The 20,583-nt window shown below is 37.8% G+C and carries 17 protein-coding genes and 1 pseudogene; 8 read left to right on the top strand and 10 right to left on the bottom strand.

What is annotated here, in order from left to right; all coding sequences use genetic code 11:
* Positions 1-11: 11 nt before the first annotated feature.
* From JWG41_RS10885 to JWG41_RS10870, 4 genes are read right to left on the bottom strand one after another with little or no spacing between them, the layout of a single operon-like run.
* Positions 12-2,990 carry a PP2C family protein-serine/threonine phosphatase gene (locus JWG41_RS10885; protein ID WP_205269959.1) on the bottom strand — a complete coding sequence of 993 codons (2,979 nt, stop codon included), beginning with the start codon at positions 2,988-2,990 and terminating at the stop codon, positions 12-14.
* Positions 2,987-3,415, bottom strand: a complete 429-nt coding sequence (locus tag JWG41_RS10880) for an ATP-binding protein (protein ID WP_205269958.1) — start codon at positions 3,413-3,415, stop codon at positions 2,987-2,989. The genes JWG41_RS10885 and JWG41_RS10880 overlap by 4 nt, the downstream gene beginning before the upstream one ends.
* 10 nt (positions 3,416-3,425) lie before the next feature.
* Positions 3,426-3,767 (bottom strand): STAS domain-containing protein, encoded by a 342-nt coding sequence (locus tag JWG41_RS10875; RefSeq protein WP_205269957.1) that lies wholly within the window; start codon positions 3,765-3,767, stop codon positions 3,426-3,428.
* Positions 3,767-4,729: a hypothetical protein gene (locus JWG41_RS10870; RefSeq protein ID WP_232373933.1), complete on the bottom strand. Its 963-nt coding sequence runs from the start codon at positions 4,727-4,729 to the stop codon at positions 3,767-3,769. Before JWG41_RS10870 ends, JWG41_RS10875 begins: the two co-directional genes overlap by 1 nt.
* A gap of 137 nt (positions 4,730-4,866) precedes the next feature.
* Here JWG41_RS10870 and JWG41_RS10865 point away from each other — a divergent pair, with 137 nt between their 5' ends.
* Positions 4,867-5,667, top strand: coding sequence for an alpha/beta fold hydrolase (locus tag JWG41_RS10865; protein ID WP_205269956.1), 801 nt, complete (start codon positions 4,867-4,869; stop codon positions 5,665-5,667).
* Between the two features lie 3 nt (positions 5,668-5,670).
* Here JWG41_RS10865 and JWG41_RS10860 read toward each other — a convergent pair whose 3' ends face one another.
* From JWG41_RS10860 to JWG41_RS10850, 3 genes are read right to left on the bottom strand one after another with little or no spacing between them, the layout of a single operon-like run.
* Positions 5,671-6,951, bottom strand: a complete 1,281-nt coding sequence (locus JWG41_RS10860) for an ankyrin repeat domain-containing protein (RefSeq protein ID WP_205269955.1) — start codon at positions 6,949-6,951, stop codon at positions 5,671-5,673.
* A 1-nt stretch (position 6,952) separates the two neighbouring features.
* Positions 6,953-8,473: a parallel beta-helix domain-containing protein gene (locus JWG41_RS10855; protein ID WP_205269954.1), complete on the bottom strand. Its 1,521-nt coding sequence runs from the start codon at positions 8,471-8,473 to the stop codon at positions 6,953-6,955.
* Positions 8,473-9,711, bottom strand: coding sequence for a cytochrome-c peroxidase (locus tag JWG41_RS10850; RefSeq protein WP_205269953.1), 1,239 nt, complete (start codon positions 9,709-9,711; stop codon positions 8,473-8,475). Before JWG41_RS10850 ends, JWG41_RS10855 begins: the two co-directional genes overlap by 1 nt.
* Before the next feature lie 235 nt (positions 9,712-9,946).
* Between JWG41_RS10850 and JWG41_RS10845 the strand changes: the two genes are divergently transcribed.
* Positions 9,947-11,650, top strand: coding sequence for a cation:proton antiporter domain-containing protein (locus JWG41_RS10845; protein ID WP_205269952.1), 1,704 nt, complete (start codon positions 9,947-9,949; stop codon positions 11,648-11,650).
* A 245-nt stretch (positions 11,651-11,895) separates the two neighbouring features.
* Here the strand turns inward: JWG41_RS10845 and JWG41_RS10840 are convergent, their stop codons facing one another.
* Complete coding sequence (locus tag JWG41_RS10840) at positions 11,896-12,774, bottom strand: tyrosine-type recombinase/integrase (protein WP_205269951.1); 879 nt, start codon at positions 12,772-12,774, stop codon at positions 11,896-11,898.
* Positions 12,775-13,066: 292 nt separating this feature from the next.
* Between JWG41_RS10840 and JWG41_RS10835 the strand changes: the two genes are divergently transcribed.
* From JWG41_RS10835 to JWG41_RS10825, 3 genes are all read left to right on the top strand, one after another.
* Positions 13,067-13,849: a PAS domain-containing protein gene (locus tag JWG41_RS10835; protein ID WP_205269950.1), complete on the top strand. Its 783-nt coding sequence runs from the start codon at positions 13,067-13,069 to the stop codon at positions 13,847-13,849.
* Positions 13,850-13,886: 37 nt separating this feature from the next.
* On the top strand, positions 13,887-14,711 hold the full coding sequence (locus JWG41_RS10830) for a response regulator (RefSeq protein ID WP_205269949.1): 825 nt from the start codon (positions 13,887-13,889) through the stop codon (positions 14,709-14,711).
* A 226-nt stretch (positions 14,712-14,937) separates the two neighbouring features.
* Positions 14,938-15,513, top strand: a complete 576-nt coding sequence (locus tag JWG41_RS10825; protein ID WP_205269948.1) for an LIC12231 family lipoprotein — start codon at positions 14,938-14,940, stop codon at positions 15,511-15,513.
* A 72-nt stretch (positions 15,514-15,585) separates the two neighbouring features.
* Here JWG41_RS10825 and JWG41_RS21160 read toward each other — a convergent pair whose 3' ends face one another.
* Positions 15,586-15,927, bottom strand: coding sequence for a DUF1554 domain-containing protein (locus JWG41_RS21160; protein WP_332461292.1), 342 nt, complete (start codon positions 15,925-15,927; stop codon positions 15,586-15,588).
* A gap of 523 nt (positions 15,928-16,450) precedes the next feature.
* Between JWG41_RS21160 and JWG41_RS10815 the strand changes: the two genes are divergently transcribed.
* The 3 genes and pseudogenes from JWG41_RS10815 to JWG41_RS20940 form a co-directional block, all read left to right on the top strand.
* A complete protein-coding gene (locus tag JWG41_RS10815) occupies positions 16,451-16,918 on the top strand; it encodes a GNAT family N-acetyltransferase (RefSeq protein ID WP_205269946.1) in 468 nt (155 codons plus the stop codon).
* Between the two features lie 234 nt (positions 16,919-17,152).
* On the top strand, positions 17,153-17,656 hold the full coding sequence (locus tag JWG41_RS10810; protein ID WP_205269945.1) for a hypothetical protein: 504 nt from the start codon (positions 17,153-17,155) through the stop codon (positions 17,654-17,656).
* Between the two features lie 82 nt (positions 17,657-17,738).
* Positions 17,739-17,891: pseudogene (locus tag JWG41_RS20940) on the top strand (hypothetical protein); the annotation flags it as partial.
* Between the two features lie 39 nt (positions 17,892-17,930).
* On the opposite strand, the gene JWG41_RS10800 reads toward JWG41_RS20940, so the two are convergent.
* Positions 17,931-19,346: a DEAD/DEAH box helicase gene (locus tag JWG41_RS10800; protein ID WP_205269944.1), complete on the bottom strand. Its 1,416-nt coding sequence runs from the start codon at positions 19,344-19,346 to the stop codon at positions 17,931-17,933.
* Between the last annotated feature and the right edge of the window lie 1,237 nt (positions 19,347-20,583).

Genomic DNA, 20,583 nt, shown 5'->3' with positions numbered 1-20,583 from the left:
ATACATGAAAATTATTTTTTCCGGATTGCAATCATCGCAATATCGTCAGAGAGAGTCGACATACCCGGTTGTGATAGATTTTGAGAAGTATGTTTTTCTAATTCGAAAACCATATTCTTTATTAGATCACTAGCATGTTCACCGCCATTCACTAACAATTGTTTGGCTACTTTCGCTTTTCCAAAAAAATCTCCATTGAGACTCCTTGCCTCATCCAAACCATCTGTATATTGAAAAAATAAATCACCAGAATCCAATATAATGACTTTTCTTTCAATGGTAGATTCGAAAAAAGAATTTTCATCCATTCCTAATGGCAAACCACCTGCAGGTAATTCATGAATTTTATTTGTAGATGCATCATAAAACATTGGTTTTACGTGACCTGCGGAAATATATTCAACTGATGATTTCTCCGGATCAAAAACACCCAAAAAGAATGTTACAAAAATATGATCTGGTGTATCCTCATACAAACTTCCATTCACTTCTAGAAGAATTTTTTTAAGATTCCTTTCCCCTTTTCGCAAAATGGAACGAATTTGTGCACGGAATAATGCCATAACAATCGCAGGCCCAACACCATGATTGGATACATCACCAATACAAAATGCAAGTTTGCCATCATTCAGTTCAATGAAATCATAATAATCGCCACCAACTCCAGTCATGGCTTTATAAAAAGCAGCGAGCTCTATTTTATCTTCTAAACTAGTTGGTAATTTTCCAGGTAACAGGCGTTTTTGGATCTCTTCTGCAGCAACTAACTCCCCTTTCATTTCCTCGCGTTCTTTTAGACCATGCACCATATCGTTTAAAGATTCACTCAGGATTCCGATTTCATCATAACCAGCCTTAGGAAAAGAAACATCTAAATTCCCTTTTTCAATTTCTTCTGTTTTTTTGCTGATAATTTTAATTTTCCGAACAAAGAACCAAGCAAGTATATATGCAAGTAATATCCCTACGATGGCGATTGTACTTGCATAACGAATTTGTTCCTCTCGATTCTTTTTGATTTGTCTGTAACCTTCTGTTCGATCAATGATGATCACATTAAATCCAAGTAGGTCTTTTTGTAGTAATTCATACACTAACCCGGAAACATTTTCTTTAGAAAGAAGAATGGGGGTTTCGTCTAAATTCCACATCATTTCTTCTGCTTCGGTTCGACTCCGAACAAGAATTCCAGAACCAGAAAACGAAAACTTCCCTTTTAGTTTTGGTAATACAGTTTCAGAATTTCCAGACAAAATCCATTCTCTAAATTGTTTATGTTTCGTGCCTTGAATTTCCCTTTCTTCTTCGTATTTATAATAACGCATCAAACTAGAAGGTCCGGTTTGAAATGGCATAAATGCAAAATCTTCTAGGGCTGCATCGCGTATTCCAAGGATTGCATCATTTAATTTTGCTTCCTTAAAAGAGGACCAATCATCTTTACTCACCACAATTCTTTGGATCTGATCATTCGTTTCTTCGAGTGATGATTCCAAACTTCGGATCTTTTCTTGGATCTCTTCCAGTGTAAAAACGGTTTCCCCTACTTTCGGTGGTGATTTTAACTTTCCTTCCCAATCGACTATCTCTTTTGCGATTTGTTTCTTCTTCTCAATGAGTATCGAATGGTCTTCATTCCAATTTTTTGTTCGCAATTCAAAGGCAGATTTGTTTGGAATTAATTCTTGGAATTTCAAATCACGTTTTTTGATTAGTTCTCGATATGATTCTGCGAGTGTACGATAAGTCGAATCGGCACCTGGTTTCACTTTACCTTCTTTACGAAGTTCGGTGACTCTCGTTTTTAATTTTAAGATGACTTCTCTTAGCTGTTCAGAAATTTTTAAGTCCTCTCCAAAAAATTCTAAATAGGCATTTTCATCATCCGAAAGTAATTCCGTAATTAATTTTGCACGTTCTGCTGTTTTCGGATTTCGAAATACAGGCCGAAATACCACTTCATACTGACGACCGCCGACTTCATAACTAGTGGGTAAATATTTTTCCCTAACCAAACTCATTACATTTTTCTCTGAAAACAAGGCATTCTTACTTTCCAGATAATCAGTTTGTTTTAGAAGTTTTTTGCCTGTTCCCGAAGACTCCGGGAATAACAATCCCGTATCCAAAGTTTCTTTACCCATTCGATCATAGGCAAAGATTCGAATTTTATCAGGCATGAGCCCAATCGAGGTGATATGATCTTTATAGGACCCTCTAAAAAAATTCTGCAAAGCCTTGGTCAATAGGGTTTCGTAATTTAAAGATTTTCTTTCGTTTTCAGGAATGGTTCGTTCGTTGAACTTACGTTCGTTTATAAGACCAGATTTATCAGCGATCAGAGTTTTTTTTCGTTTGGGAACAAGGTCTTCTTCCAATAATTCGGCTTCGATGGATTGCAGCTCTTCTTCAATCTCAATCAGACGTATTTTGGCACGTTCTATATTAATTCGTGCGAGTGCTGTTTTCTCCGCAAAACCTTTGATATATTTATAAGTTGAGGGATCAATCGGTGCCCCATTTTCTTTTCTTAACTCTGCTTTGACCTTATTTTCAAAATCGTTAATTTCTTCCTCGGGAAGGTATCTGGTAAAATAAGTATCTACCGAACGGTAGACATTTTTTCTTTTTAGGTTGAGCCCCAGGGACTTGCCAAAATCTTTCAAGGAACCAAGTAAACCGGTTTCCTTACTCACAATCGTTCTCTTAAAACGGCTTAACTCTTTCTTTTTTCCTTTGACCCTAACCTTAAATTCTTCAATCATCACAAGGCTTCGAGTTAAATTTTCCAAATCCAAAACAACAGAATTGATATACTCTAATGGAGTTTTTAGTTCCGATTCCAGTTTATCTTCCAATGCTTTTTTCTGTTGGTTATAATGTAGTGACGATGTAATTGCTAATATGGAGATAACGAGGATAGCAGTAAAAAAACTTAATTTGGTTCTAATGCCTGGAACAATGGCTCGCAGTATTTTTTTTTGATTCAAGGTTCAATCCTATTATAACTTAATGTTAATTCATTTAACGATTCCGCCACTAATCGCCTGTATTCTATTGTCATAATTTTTTTTACAGAACGAATTCCAAATCCACCATCTAACCCAGATTCGTATAAATGTTTCCAGGTTTCCGATTTTTTTTTGGTCGGGTCAAAGGGAATTCCAGCGTCGGTGATAATAAATTGTAACTGCTTGGGGGTTTTTCTCATTTTCACATAGATCGGAGATTGTATTCCCTCTGGAAATCCATGTTCAATGATGTTCGTGACTACTTCATCGACACAGAACACAAGTTTACCGGTCACATCAGAAGGAAGATCACCGGCTAAAAAAGACCTGACCGCTTGCCGAACTAAAGATAAACTATCTAAATGATTTGGAATTTCAACAATCTGTTCTTTGTTTGGTTCCAAACTGATAGTCCTAAAAACCGGTCAAGGCTCCATCCAAATTGGCAAATACCTTAACTTTTTTAGTAAAATACATCAAATCCATTGTATCCTTCACTTCTTTCGATAAACTCACAAGAGCAATTTCCCCAGATTTATCTTTTAAGTATTTTTGTATGGAATTTAATACACCAATTCCTGCAGAAGAAATATAAGTGAGATCACTAAAATCTAACACGATCTTTGTTGCACCTTTTTCGATCGAAAGTTCTAATTTAACTTTTAATTCTGGAGCCGTTTTGGCATCAATTTCGCCCGATACTTCGATGACAAATTTGTCACCTTGATTTTTCTCTTTAAAGTCTATATTTGCCATTACGTCCCCTTTCTTAAATCTTTCATTAATTCTCGCATCAAACCTTTCGTTTGAATGATTCCATATAACTTTCGTTCAAGTGCATCAATTTCATAACTAAATTTTACATTTGGATCGCCTTCGAAAATATAAGCAAACTTTCGAATTCCTTGGATTGCTTTTTTTGTATTCCCTTCCATAATCCCCCTAGTGACCGAATAGTATATATCGATCGCAAGAGAATCCCAAAGGTTTTGCCTAAATCCGGCTTCTCTTTTATCAAGTGCAGTAAGTAATGTTTCCACTTCTGGTTTATTATAACTTTCGAATTCATTATAAGTTATGATATAACGAGTTAATAATTTTTTACATTTTGCTAAATTATTTGATTTCGTTGCTGTTAAAACTTGTTGGTATAACGTATGTAACTCCGTTTCAACATAGACTTTTTTCCGAGTTTTGTCCAAACGAATGGGATTAAAAGCTGTTTGTAAATCTTCTGCAGTTAGGTTGGCGATTGTCTCTTCAAACTTTTTTTCATTGGATTCATTTGTAATTTTCGCAAACTCTTTTAGAGATCTTTCGATCGCATAAATAAAGTCAGTTGCTTCCACAGAAGCGGCAAGTTCTATATTTTCCTGCATCCGATCCAAGAAAAAAATACACGAATCACCTAAGGCAGACAAACTTTCAGCCAAACTCTGAGAAATCAATCGTTTGCATTGGTGAGCGATCGTATGTTTGTATGCCGGATCTTCGATGTCTTGGTGGATTTTATCCATTAACTTAGCAGTCGAAGACCCCAAGTGGGCTTTGTCTCGTTCAAAGCCAGAAAAAACCAGAGGATCATAAAGATAAGTTGTGAAATTCTTTTTGCCGGAAAGAGCAAGTAATCGGATGTTTTTTACAATTTCTTGTGCTAGGTCGGGAGAAATAAAGGTTCGTTTATTGGTCATTTTTAAAGATACATGAGACAATTTCAATTTGCGGATATCCCGAAAAAAGAGTAAAGCCAAATCTCTAGGTGGAACGAGCCGAAAATATTTAGAAATAGCAAGAATCGGGTTTTCGAATCTCAGCATTCGTTCTAAACTTTTATCAATCGATTGAAGGAGATGAGATGAAAACTTTTATTCTATTACATGGTTCCTACCACGGAGCTTGGAATTGGCACAAGGTGGTTCCATTCCTTCAAAACAAAGGACACCGAGCCATAAGCATTGATATGCCAGCACATGGAATTGACAGAAATAAAATACATTCAGTATCACTTGATGACTATGTAAACAAAACGATACAGGCAATGAAAGAGATAGAAGGCAAAGTGATCTTACTGGCTCACAGTCGTAATGGGATCGTCATTTCACGAGTAGCAGAGAAATGTCCAGAAAAAATAGAAAAACTAATATACTTAGCATCCTATTTAGTTCCAAACGGAAAGTCAATGATAGACTATGCACTTTTGGATCGAAACTCGTTAGTCATTCAAAACACAATTCCCAAAGTTTCGATAAAACTAGCGACGTTACTAATTAAAAACTACACTGGTTATAAAAAATTTTTGATCGATCTATTTTTACCAAAAAAATTTAGAACACATCAATTGAGTCCTCATATCTTTCGTGAAGCTTTGTATCATGACTGTCCTCCTGAAATCACAGAGTTAGCGAATGTGTTACTCACACCAGAACCTAACTTAGGTGGTTTTGAAAAATTGAAGTTAACTAAGGAAAGATACGGCAGCATTCCGAAAATTTACATTGAATGTTTACAAGACAGAGCGGTGACACTTTACATCCAAAGAAAAATGCAAAAAGATTCACCCTGTGATCGGGTTTTTCAAATTGATTCCAGCCACTCTCCTTTCTTTAGTAAACCCGAAGAGTTATCGGGTATTCTCAATGAAATTGCAACAATGTGAGGCTTATCGGTTTTTTAGTAAATCTGCAATCCTTTGATGCCCATTTTCCAAAGCCAAACTTAGCGCGGTTTGTCCTTTTTTATTTGTAAACAAAGGATTTGCTTTTTTTTCTAAAAGGAATTTTACAATTTCCAAACGTCCATCCCTTGCAGCCAAAATGAGAGGGGTTTGTCCTTCTATCGTATCAGGACGGTTGGCATCAGACCCAAGAGAAACTAGTTCTCTCACAATCGATTCATGATTTAGTAAAACGGCTACGATCAAAGGAGTTTGACCAAATTCATTGATGGCTTCTAAATTGGCACCATCCTTAACGATGGATTTTATAAATTCAACCGAGCCACCTTGCACTGCCCAAAAAAGAGGAGTGTATTTATGTTCATCAATTTCATTCACACCGACTCCTGTGAGTTGGATTACATGAAAGAGATGGATATGGTTTTCTCTCGCAGCATAAATCCAAAGTAATTTTTTTCTTCGAGTATAATCCAAAAAGAACAAACCAATCAAAAGAAATAAGACTAAAAACACACCGAAGGCTCTCTTTGCTGCAAATTTTGTATCTGCATGAAAGAACAAACCAGAATTTTCACCTAGAATTTCAGATACAGATTGGTATTTTCGAATCATCAAATATATTAATATAATATTTGTAGGGAACGTGAATGCGATCAGGTAAGGGATATTTACGATTTTACCGTTTCCTGCATATAAAACAAAATAAACAGGAAAAAGAGCGATCAGAAATCCATAGATAGAAATACTTTGAGTAATATAACCTTTTGCTGAACCACCTTTTGTAAGTAGAAGTCCTCTGTGAAAACTCATAAGCTGTAACAGAAGCGAAGAAAGAATGGCCCAAACCACTGAACTTAGAATTTGTAATGAAGGAAGTGGAATGGGCATATCCCAACGATTTTTACTCATACCTACATATAATCCCGCAAGAATGGCGACGCCACCGACAAACCAAAGGGAAAAGAAAACCCGAATCGAATGCCTCGCTCGTCTCATGCGAGAGGTATGATCCTCTACTACATTTTCTTCTCCAAGGACATCTTCCACGGCAGAAGCCACACGTAGCGTCCCCAAAACAGACACTGCGAAGTAATAACAAAGAAACGAAACCGCTAAAATATTTCGTTTCCACGATACATCACTAGAAGTGAAGCGAACAACAACGATCAATAAAATTGTCAATAGAGAAGGAGCAAGTAATCGGATCATAGAAATCAATCCGCCGCGAAATGGATTCATCTGAGGAAGGATTCTTTCTGCATTCATATTATTTTGTCACCCCTTTGGACCCTTCATCTTTCAAATTCAAAATATAGTTTGAAACGGCTGTTAACTTTTCATTACCCAAATATTTTTGTGATGGCATTTCAATAAACCCCTCTCTCACCTTCTTTGGCATAGAGGCGAAGGAAACGACTCCATAAATATCTTTTTTATATTTTTCTTGTATTTCCTTGATGGGTGGGCCAACAGTTCGGATGGTCATCGAGTGGCAACCGGAACATACGGCCCCAAAAACTTGTTTCCCAAGCTCCCTCGCATCTGATTTGGCTTCCCCTTGTTTTGGATCCCCAATCATCGTTTTGATTTTTTCCGTTGTCTCTTTTGGATTACATAACCCGTAACCGCTTGTACCAATTTTTGTGACTGAGTCTGGTGCAATCAAACAATTGTCTTTTCCTTTCCCGGAAGCCACCACATCATATCCATCAGGAAATATACCCACCTTCCCACCATTAGGTGACTCTGGGATAGGATTTCCTGAAAAAATAATTCTGATCACATAAAAAAGCCAAGACATAAGATCATTCCACTTGCGAACTCCGTTATCGATAAAAACATTCTCTAAAATTTTATTGCGATCTGGATTCGGTTCTACGTCTGGATCGGGCGACTTCGAATTGGGAAGTAAATTGTTATCCCCAATACCAATCCCCGCAAAACTATTTCTACGTATGATATTATCTTCAATGGTGACTTCATCTCCAGCCATCACTCCAATTCCAATCCCCGGAGGAACACCGGCAACCAGGGCTCCCGGTTCTGCAAAATTTCTATGGTTGTTATCAAATATGAAATTTTTCCGAATGATTACATTTTCCACTTTTTTCAATGGGAGACCCGGTAAAGCAAAGGCGACAATTCCAGCCGAATTATCATAAACAGTATTCCCTTCGATTAGAACATTCGTGGAATTTTCTATTTCAATGCCAATCACACTCCCATAGACTTCGTTTCGTCTAACATCCACATTGTGACACATCCCTATATAAATTGCAGCATCAGCAATTCCTAAGCTGACAGTATCTTCAATCAATACATTGATACCCATAGTTGGATAAATTCCGTAGATACCTGTGTTTTCTACGATGAGTTTACGCATGATGATGTTACCTGCACCTTGGGTCATCACACCATTTGCTTTATAATTTTTAACATGAAAATTTTCGATAAGGAAATTAGCACCCGACCCAATCACTCCATCGTTTAATCTACCTTCTCCATCCAAAGTAGGCCATTTACCATCCACGATCACACCGGACAAAGTGAAATGAGTTTTATCTACAAATAGGAATTCATGGTAAACGCCGGGAAAAACTTTTACAGTATCTCCCTTTTCTAGGGAATCGATTGCCTTTTGAATGGACTCCCCTTCATGAACCTCAATCGTTCGTGAATCAATTTTTGAAGTAAAAACAAAGACTAAAATGATAACAAACCATAGGTGATTAAAATTCTCTCTGATTCGGCTTAAGGGAATGGATGGAAATAACTTTATAAAACTCATTATTGTTTAGAGCTCCGATGATTGTAGGATTCAAATTCTAGGGCGACAGGTAAACCGGATGGGACTGACTTAGGAAACTTTGGCATGTTTGTTTCATCATTCAATGTTCGTAGAAAGGAAACAAGAGAGCTGATTTCATTTGAACTAAGACCCATTTTTCTTACATGCCAATGGATTCTTAGATCATTCGGAGCTCCATTCCCCCTTCCTCCACCTTCATTATAAAAATTGACTACTTCTTCTAGGGTTTTCAAACTCCCGGAATGCATATAAGGAGAAGTCTTCGCAATATTTCTTAAACTAGGAACGCGGAAAGATCCTCTGAGTAATTCTTGCCCCGTAATGGTTTCTCTTCCATAATCTCTTTCCTTCGGATCAAGAATACCAATAGTAGCAAAAACATTGTTTGTAAACATTGGTGGAGGATGGCATTCAGCACATCGTGCGACAAACGAACGAAACACATTATAACCTAACAATTCTTCGGAACTTAAGGCGTCTTTATCACCCGTTGACCACTTATCGAATCGACTGCTAAAAGAAACAAGGGACCTTTCAAAAGAAGAAATGGCATCAATGACTAAAGGGGCTGATATTTTGTTTCCTTTTTTACCATAAGCCTGACGAAACATTTTTTGGTACAAAGGAATTTGATTTAATCGAGATTCAATGATTTCTTTTGAACTTCCCATTTCCTCAGGAGAATACAGCGGGCCCTCTGCTTGATCTTCTAAATTTGAAGTCCGCCCCTCCCAAAATAAATTTTTCATATAAACAACGTTCCATAAACTTGGGGCCGATCTTTTTAGTATAACACCATTTTTTCGGTTTGGCCCATACCCAATTCCATCCTTTCCCATACTTTGACTTCTTCCATCAGATAAACTATAGCCGGGATGGTGGCAATGTGCACATGACAGTTGTTTATCGGCAGAGAGAATCGGGTCAAAAAACAAATATCTGCCTAAATCAATCACAAGAGGGTCAAGTTGAACTCCGGGGAGAGATTGGCCAAGGCCACCATTTTTTTCTACTGAATTTACATATTTATAATTAATCACACAAAACTGATTTTCTTTTTTCCATCCCGAAGGACAAAAAGAGGAAAGATGGAAGTCGGAAGGTGGTTCAACGACTTCAAACGCAGATGTTTCTGGAATGATCTTAGATTCTACTTTAGAACAATAACAAAATAAAATGATAGAGGCAAAGAATCCCAAGTAAAACCGATACTTCACAAGACAAAGGAAACAAAAGGAATCAAGATAGAAATCATTTTAATCAATGACTAAAAAAAGAAATCATACGAATTCGCCATCAAAATTTTATACCTACTATTGGCTCATTGATATATATCAATGTTTGCTGGTCTTGACTAAGGGGTCGATTGAAACCGCTCTGACTACATAAAGAAGTTATCCTAAGCGACAAAAAAAGATTGTAACAAGAAGACTATTATCATTCTAATTTTATATGCCCCACGAAGTTAATCTGATCTCTACCGTTGCCGTTGGTTTTGGCCTAGCAATGATTTTGGGATTTATCGCCATCCGCCTACGAATGCCACCGCTAGTGGGATATTTAATTTCCGGCATCATCGTTGGACCCCATGTCCCGGGCTTTGTTGCCGATGCGGAACTCACGGCACAACTCGCTGAAATAGGTGTCATGTTACTTATGTTTGGTGTAGGACTTCACTTCTCAATCGAAGACTTACTGTCTGTAAAACGCATCGCTATCCCTGGTGCTATCGTACAAATATTGGTGGCCACCTTACTAGGTGCCGCTGCCATCCTTTTTTGGGGAGGAAGTTGGGGTGAAGCTTGTGTATTTGGCCTGGCCCTATCCGTTGCTAGCACGGTAGTGCTTCTCAAAGCACTGGAAGCACGAGGAGTCATCGACAGCATCAATGGTCGCATCGCTATTGGCTGGTTAGTAGTCGAAGATTTAGTAATGGTACTTGTTCTTGTACTTTTACCACCGTTAGCTGGCATTATGGGAAGTAAGGTGGATGATATCCATACCGCAACCGATCCGAGTATCATGATTACGCTTTTCATCACTCTCGCCAAAGTCATCACATTTGTAATTGTTATGTTAGTTGTAGGGAAACGTTTGTTGCCCAAAGTGCTTTGGTGGGTTACTGGTACTGGTTCGCGGGAACTATTCAGCTTGTGTGTTATTGCCACTGCAGTGGGCGTTGCCTATGGTTCTGCTCTATTATTCGACGTATCTTTTGCTTTAGGTGCTTTTTTTGCAGGTATGATGTTACGGGAATCTGAATTCAGTCATCGCGCCGCAGAGGAATCATTGCCACTCCGGGATGCCTTTGCTGTATTGTTTTTTGTTTCCGTTGGTATGATTTTTGATCCACATATTTTAGTCGAACAACCGTTAAAGGTAATTACCATCATTGCTATCATTATGTTTGGAAAAACACTCGTGGCAATTGCACTAGTCCTTCTCTTTCGTTATCCATTAAACACTGCTTTGACGGTAGGTGCCAGCCTTGCCCAAATTGGTGAATTCTCTTTCATTCTAGCAGGCCTCGGTGTGAGCCTGGGTCTTCTGGATATTGAAGGTAGAAACCTAATCGTAGCAGGAGCTCTTGTTTCCATCGCCTTTAATTCCACTTTGTTTACGGCGCTGGAACCGTTTCAAAAATGGATTCGCAAACATTCATCATTTGCACGTAAGTTGGAAATGCCAGATGATCCGCTATCCATGTTACCAATGTCTACCGACAATGTTTTTTTATCCGGCCAAGTGGTGTTAGTCGGTTATGGTCGCGTAGGAAAACGTATTGCCAATATTTTAGATGAACATAACATCCCTTATGTTGTTGCGGAAGCCAACCGCGAGATTGTGGAAAAATTGCGTGCACGAGAAATACCAGCCGTATGCGGCGATGCCTCCGACCCAAATGTTCTAGTGCAAGCCCATATTGCGCATGCAAGTCTGTTAGTGGCAGCAACCTCCAATACATTCCACGTTCGCCAAATGGTTGAAATTGCACGTAAATTGAATCCAAAAATCGAAACGGTAATTCGCACCCACAATGAAGACGAAGCCAAGTTGTGGACAGAAGAACAGATTGGAAAAATCTTTCTCAGCGAACAACAGCTCGCCGGTGGCATGGCGGATCATGTATTGAAACGCATGGGGAAAATCGCGTAAATAAGAATGAGGCTAAAACTGTCTGGTGGGCGCTCCCGATTATTTGGAGTTGTGGAAATGGAACCTGCACGGGCCAGGCTACTCCGGGGTGCGCTAACGCTCCCGTCCCCGCCATCTAACGATGGCAGGTGACCAAGCCCTCCATATCCTTAGCGCAAGGAAGCGAATCCTTTATATAGATAGCAAAAAAAGTAATTTCAACTTTGGAACATCAATTGGAGGTTGTTAACTTCGGAACCAAAAACTTATCTAAACTGAAACCCATACTGATTTTTATTTTCAAACATACCTAATTTGATATTCACAATTTTTTCTAAAGGACTTGTAATTTGCAGGAGAGAATTTGGACTCACATGTAAATAAACGAGCGTAGTTTTTATATCTGCATGACCTAGTAGTTTTTGAATGTAAACTAATCCGTATCCATCTTCCAAAAGATGAGTTGCAAAGGAATGCCGGAGGGTATGTACCGTCCCATACTTCTGAATTCCCGCTAGTTTTCTAATTTTTTGAAAAGCTGCTTGGATGGAACGCGCACTCGCTGCATAATCTTTCCCTTTACGAGAAAAAAACAAATAGGTCTTTGGATTATAAATTTCCATATATTGTTTGAGTAAAGATGCTGTTTTATCAGCTAAAAGTGCATACCTTGCATGACCTCCCTTCCCTGACTCGATCAATATTGCCTTCCTTTCAAAATCAATATGAGATATTTGAAGGTTTACCACTTCACCAATACGAATCCCAGAAGAATAAAGTAAGGTAAAAACAATTTTCTCCCAAACAGTACGACAATTGGAAAGAAAACCAACGATCTCTGATTGGCTGAATACAGAAACAACGGTTCGTTTTCTTTTCGGGAAGGGAACCAATTGCATCATTTCTTTTCTATCTATTATTGAATAAAAAAACAGAAATGCGCTATAAAAATTAATTAGAGAAGAATCAGAACGATTTCTTAACCTCAAATAGAGGAAAAAGTTATATATATCAATAGGTTCCAAATCCAAAGGAGACTTTTGAAAGTGCCGAGTTAATATAATCATACAATTCGTATAACTTCGAATTGTTTTCTTTGCATATCCGTGTACAATCATATCTGTGATCATTTTATCTTTTAACATACCCATTCGTACATAAGTTTTAAAATACGGAAAAGGAAAACGGTTTTTAATTCATACAAATTTGTTTTTACACTTTTACACCCGGCTCTCAAAAATCATGAATCCCGATTGCTCTGACAATGAATGAAAATAATCCTCAAAGTCCGAATTCTCTAAGCATAAATTCCTATTTCGGGTCCATTCGAAACCGAAAATACCTTCGATTCTCCCTTGCCCAAATTTATATTCTTTTTTAGGATTGATTCCTAAAATAATCCCAGGTTTCCACCGTCTCATCTTATAAGAATCAAAAATGATGAACAAAACAAATTTTAACAATAAGGGAGAGGGTAACGAAGACGGACAACTCGTTCGGCATGAAAGACATCGTTTTGCAGAATTAGTCAGAGCCATGAATGCAGGCACATGGGAAACGGATCTGATCAAGAACACAAGTATCGTCAACGATCGATACGCAGAAATCTTAGGTTATACATTAGAAGAACTTGGACCTGTCGATTATGAATTATGGACGGGTCTTACTCATCCCGATGATATGATTCGAATCAATCTGGAACTGGAAGAACATTTCGCCGGAAAGAAACCTTACTATGAATGTGAAGTTCGAATGAAACACAAAAATGGCCATTGGGTTTGGGTTCTCGATAAAGGACGAGTTTCAGAATGGACAAAGGACGGAAAACCCGCCTTTATGTTTGGATCTCATCAGGACATAACATCAATTAAAGAAATAGAGGAGGAGCTTAGATTAACAAAGGAAGCAGCAGTTCGTGCTACCCAATCGAAATCCGAATTTCTTGCCAACATGAGCCATGAAATTAGAACACCTTTAAATGCAGTAATAGGCTATCTAGATTTAATGCTTCACGGAAAGGAAGATGAAGTTCGAAAAGAATATTTAGAAATCGCACACACATCCGCCTTATCGTTACTCGACCTTATCAATGATATATTAGATTTTTCGAAAATTGAAGCAGGGAAACTAGAACTTCATTACGAATTTTTCCCGATTCGATCCTTAGTTGACCAATTAAAATCTATTCTATTCCTTTCAAAAAAAGAATATCGAGTTTAAAATTCAAATTGATCCAAAGATCCCTAATTTTTTAAAAATGGATCTGATTCGCATTAGGCAAATTTTAATCAACCTTATCGGAAATGCAGTAAAATTCACCGAAACAGGATTTGTCATTTTTGAAATTAAAATTTTAGAAATCATAAATGAGAGTCGGGCAAAAATACTTTTTAATGTTCAAGACACAGGAATTGGAATCGAAAAAAAAAGTTTCGAGAAAATCTTTGAGATGTTTTCTCAGGAAGATTCATCTACCACAAGAAAGTATGGCGGCACAGGCCTTGGCCTTACGATTACCAATCGTTTACTCGGCCAAATGAATTCAATGTTGAAATTGGAGAGTGAATTCGGACTCGGAAGTAGTTTCTCATTTATATTAGAAATGGAATATGCTACGACTCTCCATGAATCAGTCTCAATTCCTAAGACTTCTTTGGAATCAAAACAAGACTCCATTCAAACAAATCGTTCCTTGAGTTCGATTCAATCCAAAATTTTAACCGTAGATGATAACGAAATCAACTTAACTCTACTTAGAACCATGCTCCAAAGAATTGTACCAAAAGCGATCATTGTCGAAGCAAAAGATGGAGAGGAAGCGATTCATGTTTACCAAAGCGAAAACCCCGATTTTATCTTTATGGACATCCAAATGCCAAAAAAAAATGGATTGGATGCCACTTTAAAAATCAGAGAAGTCGAAAAGTCAAAACAAACAAAGGTAATCATTGTGGCATTGACCGCAGATGAAAGTTTAGATGAGAAAGAAAAATGTTTTCATGTTGGGTTCGATGATTTCATTTCAAAACCTGTAGTTTCAAAAACGATTGGCGGTTGCCTCTCCAAATTTCTTTTAAAATAAAGATTCGCTTCCTGATTCATGGATGACTTTAGGGATTTCTTGGGAGGGGTACCAGACTCTCCTAAAGATTGCGTTCGGTCCCATTATGTATCATTCAAAATCTTTCTGTAATCCTCATTGCGGTGTTTGGCTCATGAAAACGCAAAAGACCCTCCCAAAAGATAAAACTGTTGAACTGAATTGATAAAATGAAAGAATTGTGCAAAACTATAACAGAGGTTTAAAGATGAAATTTGTTCATTTATTATTTTTGCTGATTCTAACTTTTTCTTCCTGTATCACACGTTACAGGGATTATCCGATAATCGACCCTCCTGCAAAAACTTCAAATCCTTCAAAAATAAAATTATTCTACCACCTGGAACCATTCCCAATTTTAGAATTTGGTGGTTATGCGGCCTTAAAATCATTTTTTAAAACTGGTTTGAAATCACAGTTTAGTGATACAGAAGAAATCTTTGACCCAAAGAATATTCCCCAAAAAGGCGTTTATTGCAAAGTATCCACCCAGTGGACACCGATTTCTGCTCCGGCCCTTATTTTTGGATATCTTTCCATGGCAACGGCAACCATCTTACCTGCATGGAGTTCGAATGAAGGATTTGATGTTACCTATTCTTTATATAAAGATGGCCAAAAGGTAAAAGATTTTACTTATTCACCAAGAAGATCCATTTTTCTTTGGATCTTCACTTTACCAGTCATTTGGGTTAATTTAATCACATCTTCCGAAGAAGAGGTATTTAAAGCCACATCATATCAATTTATTGAAGATGCTAAACCTTACCTAAATCAACTTTAGGATTTCCATTCGTTAGTATTTTCTGTTAACACGAGGTTTCATTCAGCAATAGAAATCTTTCCTATAAGATTTCTATTGTTCCACACAAATGAGTGAATGAGGATTGTCACAAGTATTGGTACTAGATCCAATAATCGGGTTTGTATTTTGGTTATTTAGTGTTCCAGTAATCGCATTAGTTCCGACCATCCAATCGCTACAATGAAGACCTGGTTCAGTTGGCCAATTCACATTGAACCCAAGCCATGTAGTCACACTAGAAGCTGATACCGGATTGCTCTGCGCAATCAAAAGTCCATTAATGTTAGTAGTTCCAATAACGACTGCACCGATAACACGAATATAACTTTTGTTAGGTTGCATCACCCAATCAAGGTGTTCTGAAGAACCACCAGAATATGGTGTAGCTGTCACAAAAATCCTACACGGACTACATGGCAATGATGCGGTGTTATCAGCATTCCTAGTATTGAAGTCACAATAAGACTTGCTATTGTTCGATGCAATTTTTAGAGCAATGCCTGTTGCATAATCCTTAGAAGAGGGATCGCAAGGGTTGTTCATCGCTAAATCCGCACAACCGCAAAGAAATAAAAACAAAACGAATTGGAATTTCTTTACGGAAACATAATTCTTCACCGAATTTAAAACATTTTTTGACATGTTGGTAAGACCTGCATACTCAATTCAAAACGAGTCAATAAATTTCAGAATTGTGTATTATTTTATGTAACTTTAGGACCAGGAAGCAACTCTATTTTTTAGTTACAAAACAACTACCGACAATGTTCGACTTTTAGATTCGCTGAGTGATGAGAATATCAATCTAAATGGTTCCATCCAATTCCTTTACAAAACAATAAGATGTATGCAAAACCAATAAAGACTTGAGCATCTTCATTCCCTTTGATTCAGTATCATATATTATTTTACATATATGATAACCAATTTCAAAATTCGACTCGTAGACCAGTGGGATTCTAATACCAAACTTTGTGTCGATAACTTATGGGAGGAAATCCAAGACAGATACGGATTTAAAGCTCCCAATCCAATGGATCCAAATGAGTTCCTTCCTCCTAAAGGTAGATTCTGGATTGCAGAAATCCCTGAGACAGGGGAACCGATGGGTTCTGTCGCCTATACAAAATACAGTTCTACCCAATGTGAATTAGATGCTGTCTATGTATTTCCCAAATTTCGAAACCAACAAATCGCCAACTCGTTGTTAATTGAACTAGAAAAACAAACAAAAATAGACGGATATACATCCATGATTCTTCGTGCAGGAGAGCCCCAAACAGAAGCCCTTGCCTTTTATAAAAAATTTGGATTCACTGAAATTCCGAAATTTGGGAAATGGGTTTCGGATCCCACAGCAGTTTGTTTTGAGAAAATACTGTGAACATAGGACTCACAAAAAAGGCTCAAATCTAGAAGTATTCCAAATCGCTAATAAGATAATGTAACCTGCAGCAGCAGAATATACTTCAAATGGATAGGCGGAAGTTACAAAATGTAACCTTATTTTTAGCAAAAATAGTTTTGACTATTTTTGCTGGTTATGCGATGAATACATCCACCGCGTTAGGAGGTTTTTTTGAAAAAAACATACGCTATCATTTTATTGATCCCTTTTTTGCTCGCTATTGGGTGTGCAGAAGAAAAGAAAGAAGGATTGATTCCTGGTGTTGAACTTACGGGGGATGCATTAACCGATGCCCTAGTTCTAGCAGTTGTTGCCAACCCACCGTGTACGATTTTGACATCATCTAATGGGTCAACAGCAGTAGATCTATCAGATGGATTTGATTCCATTTGCAGTAGTACAACATCAGTCGCAACTTTCACTGTTCCGAGTTCCGGTGAATATGAAGTGGTAGGTTCAACCGGTCGCCAAACATTGACATCTCCTAGATGTAATTCATCCAACTTCACGATTCATGTGCAGTTAGACCAAGGAGTTACGGCTTTATACACAACTCGTAATACACCTGGACAGGCGGCTACGCTTAATTTAACAGCTGGTACCAGTTATACTATCTATGGCTCTGGGATCGTTGATCCAGGTGATTATACCTGTTCAGGTGCCCGACCTAGCTCAAGCATCACACCTTACAGAATCAACATTCGAAAAAAATAAAATACTCTTAAACCCATTTACGGTAAACACTCAAAACGAGTTCATCTGAAACCGTAAGTGGGTTTAAAAGCTATGCACGTTTCACGAAGTTGGCAATCATTTAAACTTCAATCATCATATTCATGCGATCGCTACGAAAGGCCTTTTAAATAAAACCTCGGACGTAACCAAACAAATACTTTTTGTGCCTTATAAAACCATGCGCTTCGACTGGCTTACCCCAATGAAGCAGTAACCAGCGTAGAGTTCGTAACTACCAGTATAGAATGTCTCACTACCTAAATCGTGACATTTTTGCTTTCGGCGTTTTTTTCGCACTAGGAGATGATTTTTTAGGCTCAGATCTATTTCCTGAATTACTTGGCTTTCTTTTTTCCGATTGCCCTTGACTTCGATGTGAGTTTTGCTTGGAGTTCTGCTGTGAGTTTCCGTTTCGGCCAGAAGAAATATCTCCCGATTTTGAGGGACGTCTTTGACCTCTATTGCCGCCACCTCCAGATCCATGGATTTTGGGAGCTTTGCCTGTATGCGATTCAACCCGCGCTGCATGGTAAGGATGGTCCCGATCCACTGGGATCGAAATTCCAATTACTTTTTCAATGTCTTTGATCAGTGATCTTTCGTCTGCCTCTGCTATTGCAATGGCAATTCCATTTTTCCCTGCACGTGCCGTACGACCAATTCGATGTACATAGGTTTCAGGAACATAAGGAATTTCATAATTAATTACATGGGTGATGTCATCGATGTCTATTCCTCGGGCAGCCAAATCGGTTGCGACAAGGGCTCTGTTTTTTCCCGAACGAAAATCTTCTAAGGCTCTTTGTCTAGCTGATTGACTTTTATTGCCGTGAATTACATCAGTTTTGATTCCACTTTTGTTCAAGAGTTCTGAAATTTTATTGGCTCCATGTTTTGTTTTGGTAAAGATAATAGTTTTTTTAAAATTTTTATCTTTAAACAAATGAAGGAGAAGATTTTTTTTATCTGCTAGTTCTGTATACATCACAGATTGTGAAATTAGTTCTACTGTCGACGAAACAGGTGTTACATCGATACGAATTGGTTCTACCAAAATTGAGTTTGCCAATTTTTCTATTTCAGATGGCATAGTTGCAGAAAAAAACAAATTCTGTCTGCGCTTCGGAAGAAAGGAAATGATTTTTCGAATATCATGGATAAAACCCATATCCAACATCCTATCTGCTTCATCTAACACGAATATTTCGAGATTTTTCAAAGATACCAAATTTTGGTTCATCAAATCGACCAGGCGACCGGGTGTGGCAATGAGCACATCCAATCCGCTTGCAATGGCCTTGGCTTGGGGATTTTGTCCCACACCACCAAAAATTACTGCCGTTCGAATTTGGGTATATTTTCCATATAAAACAAAACTTTCATGGACCTGAATGGCAAGCTCACGAGTGGGAACTAACACAAGAGATCGTGGTTGTTTTGGATTTGGTTTTGCCCTCGTGGAAATTAAATTTTGGATCATAGGCAAAGCAAAAGCAGCGGTTTTACCGGTGCCAGTTTGCGCACAACCTAACAGATCGTGATTGTCTAGAAGTAAGGGAATGGCTTGGATTTGGATGGGTGTAGGTTTAGTATAACCAGTCTCAACGACTGCTTTTTGGATGGATCGATCTAATTTCAGATCTGAAAACGTTTCAATTTGTTTTTGCAAAATATGCCTTCGTGTCTATCCTCCAAAATTAAGAAAAGCTGTATATTTGGATAGGTCAAAAATTTCTCTTTTGGATGTTCGAAATGAGAATATGGGTTTGGATCATCTCAAGGTAGATGATCAGATTGTGTCGGGAATATGGGAATTGTTTCTGGATTTGGGAACTTGGTTGTAGTAATATTTTTGATAGATTCATATACACTAAGTAGAAGGAATTATTAAGCGATTTGATGGATATTCTGCCTCCCCCAAAATAAAAACTTTCAAAAACTTTAAATAGGAAGTGATCCGTTGAACTTTGTGCTTATATGATCGAAGGCAAGGAATCTCCTTTTGTTATACGGTAACAGTATGAAAAATATTCATTTTAAAGACCACTAATCTAGTTCAAGGCGTTATGTTTTTCGCTACTCTTTGTGAAAAAATTTACATTTACACCAACAAAGGAGATACTACTCTGTTTGATTGGAAAATTAAGTGTCGTTTTTGTCCCATTGTCTTTTTCGATTTTCAGTGATCCTCCGATTTGAGTCATAAGTTCATTATGCAAATATAGACCAAAGCTCGATCCTTGCTCAAATTCTTTTTATTTGAATCCTATGCCATCATTCTGCACGGTAATGTATGTGTGAGATCCTTCTTCTGCTCTCCAAAAGCGCATTTCATAATGGATTCCCATAATGAGCACTGTGTCCCGTATTTAAGGAATCCTTTCTTTTATTTCGGACTAGGTTGCAGTAAAATTCTCACTTAGTTCCTAAGTGGTAAAACTCTTACGAATTTCCTATGTGGCTAAAACATAGGCATAAAAAAAGCCTCACATCTTTCGACATAAGGCTTCTTTTTATCTTACTCTTCTTCAACTATATACGACAGAGGTTCTATCTTTCACTAAGAGGGAAAGCCTGCGGAGACACAGCAGAATGCTTTCCTGACTCCTGCCAGCTGAACATCCTTTTCAGACTGGCGAGCTTCGCAATCCTGCTTCGCCTCCGTCAGAAACGCATTCTGACTTGGATTACTTATTTAATACATGAATTGTTTTCAGGACACAAAAAAAGCCTCTGATCTTGTGACCAAAGGCTTCTCCCAACAAATGTATACGACATGTAAATGAACAAACAGTGCTAATCTATACTTGCATGTTTACGCACATGCAAATTGTAATATGGTCAAGCCGATCGAGCGATTAGTATCACTTGGCTGAATCCATTACTGAACTTACACCTGTGACCTA

The organism is Leptospira chreensis (assembly GCF_016919165.1).
In the GTDB taxonomy this organism is placed as follows: Bacteria; Spirochaetota; Leptospiria; order Leptospirales; family Leptospiraceae; genus Leptospira_A; species Leptospira_A chreensis.
The sequence above is the reverse complement of the archived record's forward strand: the minus strand, read 5'-3'. Positions and strand labels throughout refer to the sequence as shown.

Coding starts and splice junctions, on each gene's coding strand:
- JWG41_RS10875 (WP_205269957.1), bottom strand. CDS start 3,767: ATGGCAAATATAGACTTTAAAGAGAAAAATCAAGGTGACAAATTTGTC.
- JWG41_RS10865 (WP_205269956.1), top strand. CDS start 4,867: ATGAAAACTTTTATTCTATTACATGGTTCCTACCACGGAGCTTGGAAT.
- JWG41_RS10860 (WP_205269955.1), bottom strand. CDS start 6,951: ATGAATGCAGAAAGAATCCTTCCTCAGATGAATCCATTTCGCGGCGGA.
- JWG41_RS10855 (WP_205269954.1), bottom strand. CDS start 8,473: ATGAGTTTTATAAAGTTATTTCCATCCATTCCCTTAAGCCGAATCAGA.
- JWG41_RS10845 (WP_205269952.1), top strand. CDS start 9,947: ATGCCCCACGAAGTTAATCTGATCTCTACCGTTGCCGTTGGTTTTGGC.
- JWG41_RS10840 (WP_205269951.1), bottom strand. CDS start 12,774: ATGTTAAAAGATAAAATGATCACAGATATGATTGTACACGGATATGCA.
- JWG41_RS10835 (WP_205269950.1), top strand. CDS start 13,067: ATGATGAACAAAACAAATTTTAACAATAAGGGAGAGGGTAACGAAGAC.
- JWG41_RS10830 (WP_205269949.1), top strand. CDS start 13,887: ATGGATCTGATTCGCATTAGGCAAATTTTAATCAACCTTATCGGAAAT.
- JWG41_RS10825 (WP_205269948.1), top strand. CDS start 14,938: ATGAAATTTGTTCATTTATTATTTTTGCTGATTCTAACTTTTTCTTCC.
- JWG41_RS10815 (WP_205269946.1), top strand. CDS start 16,451: ATGATAACCAATTTCAAAATTCGACTCGTAGACCAGTGGGATTCTAAT.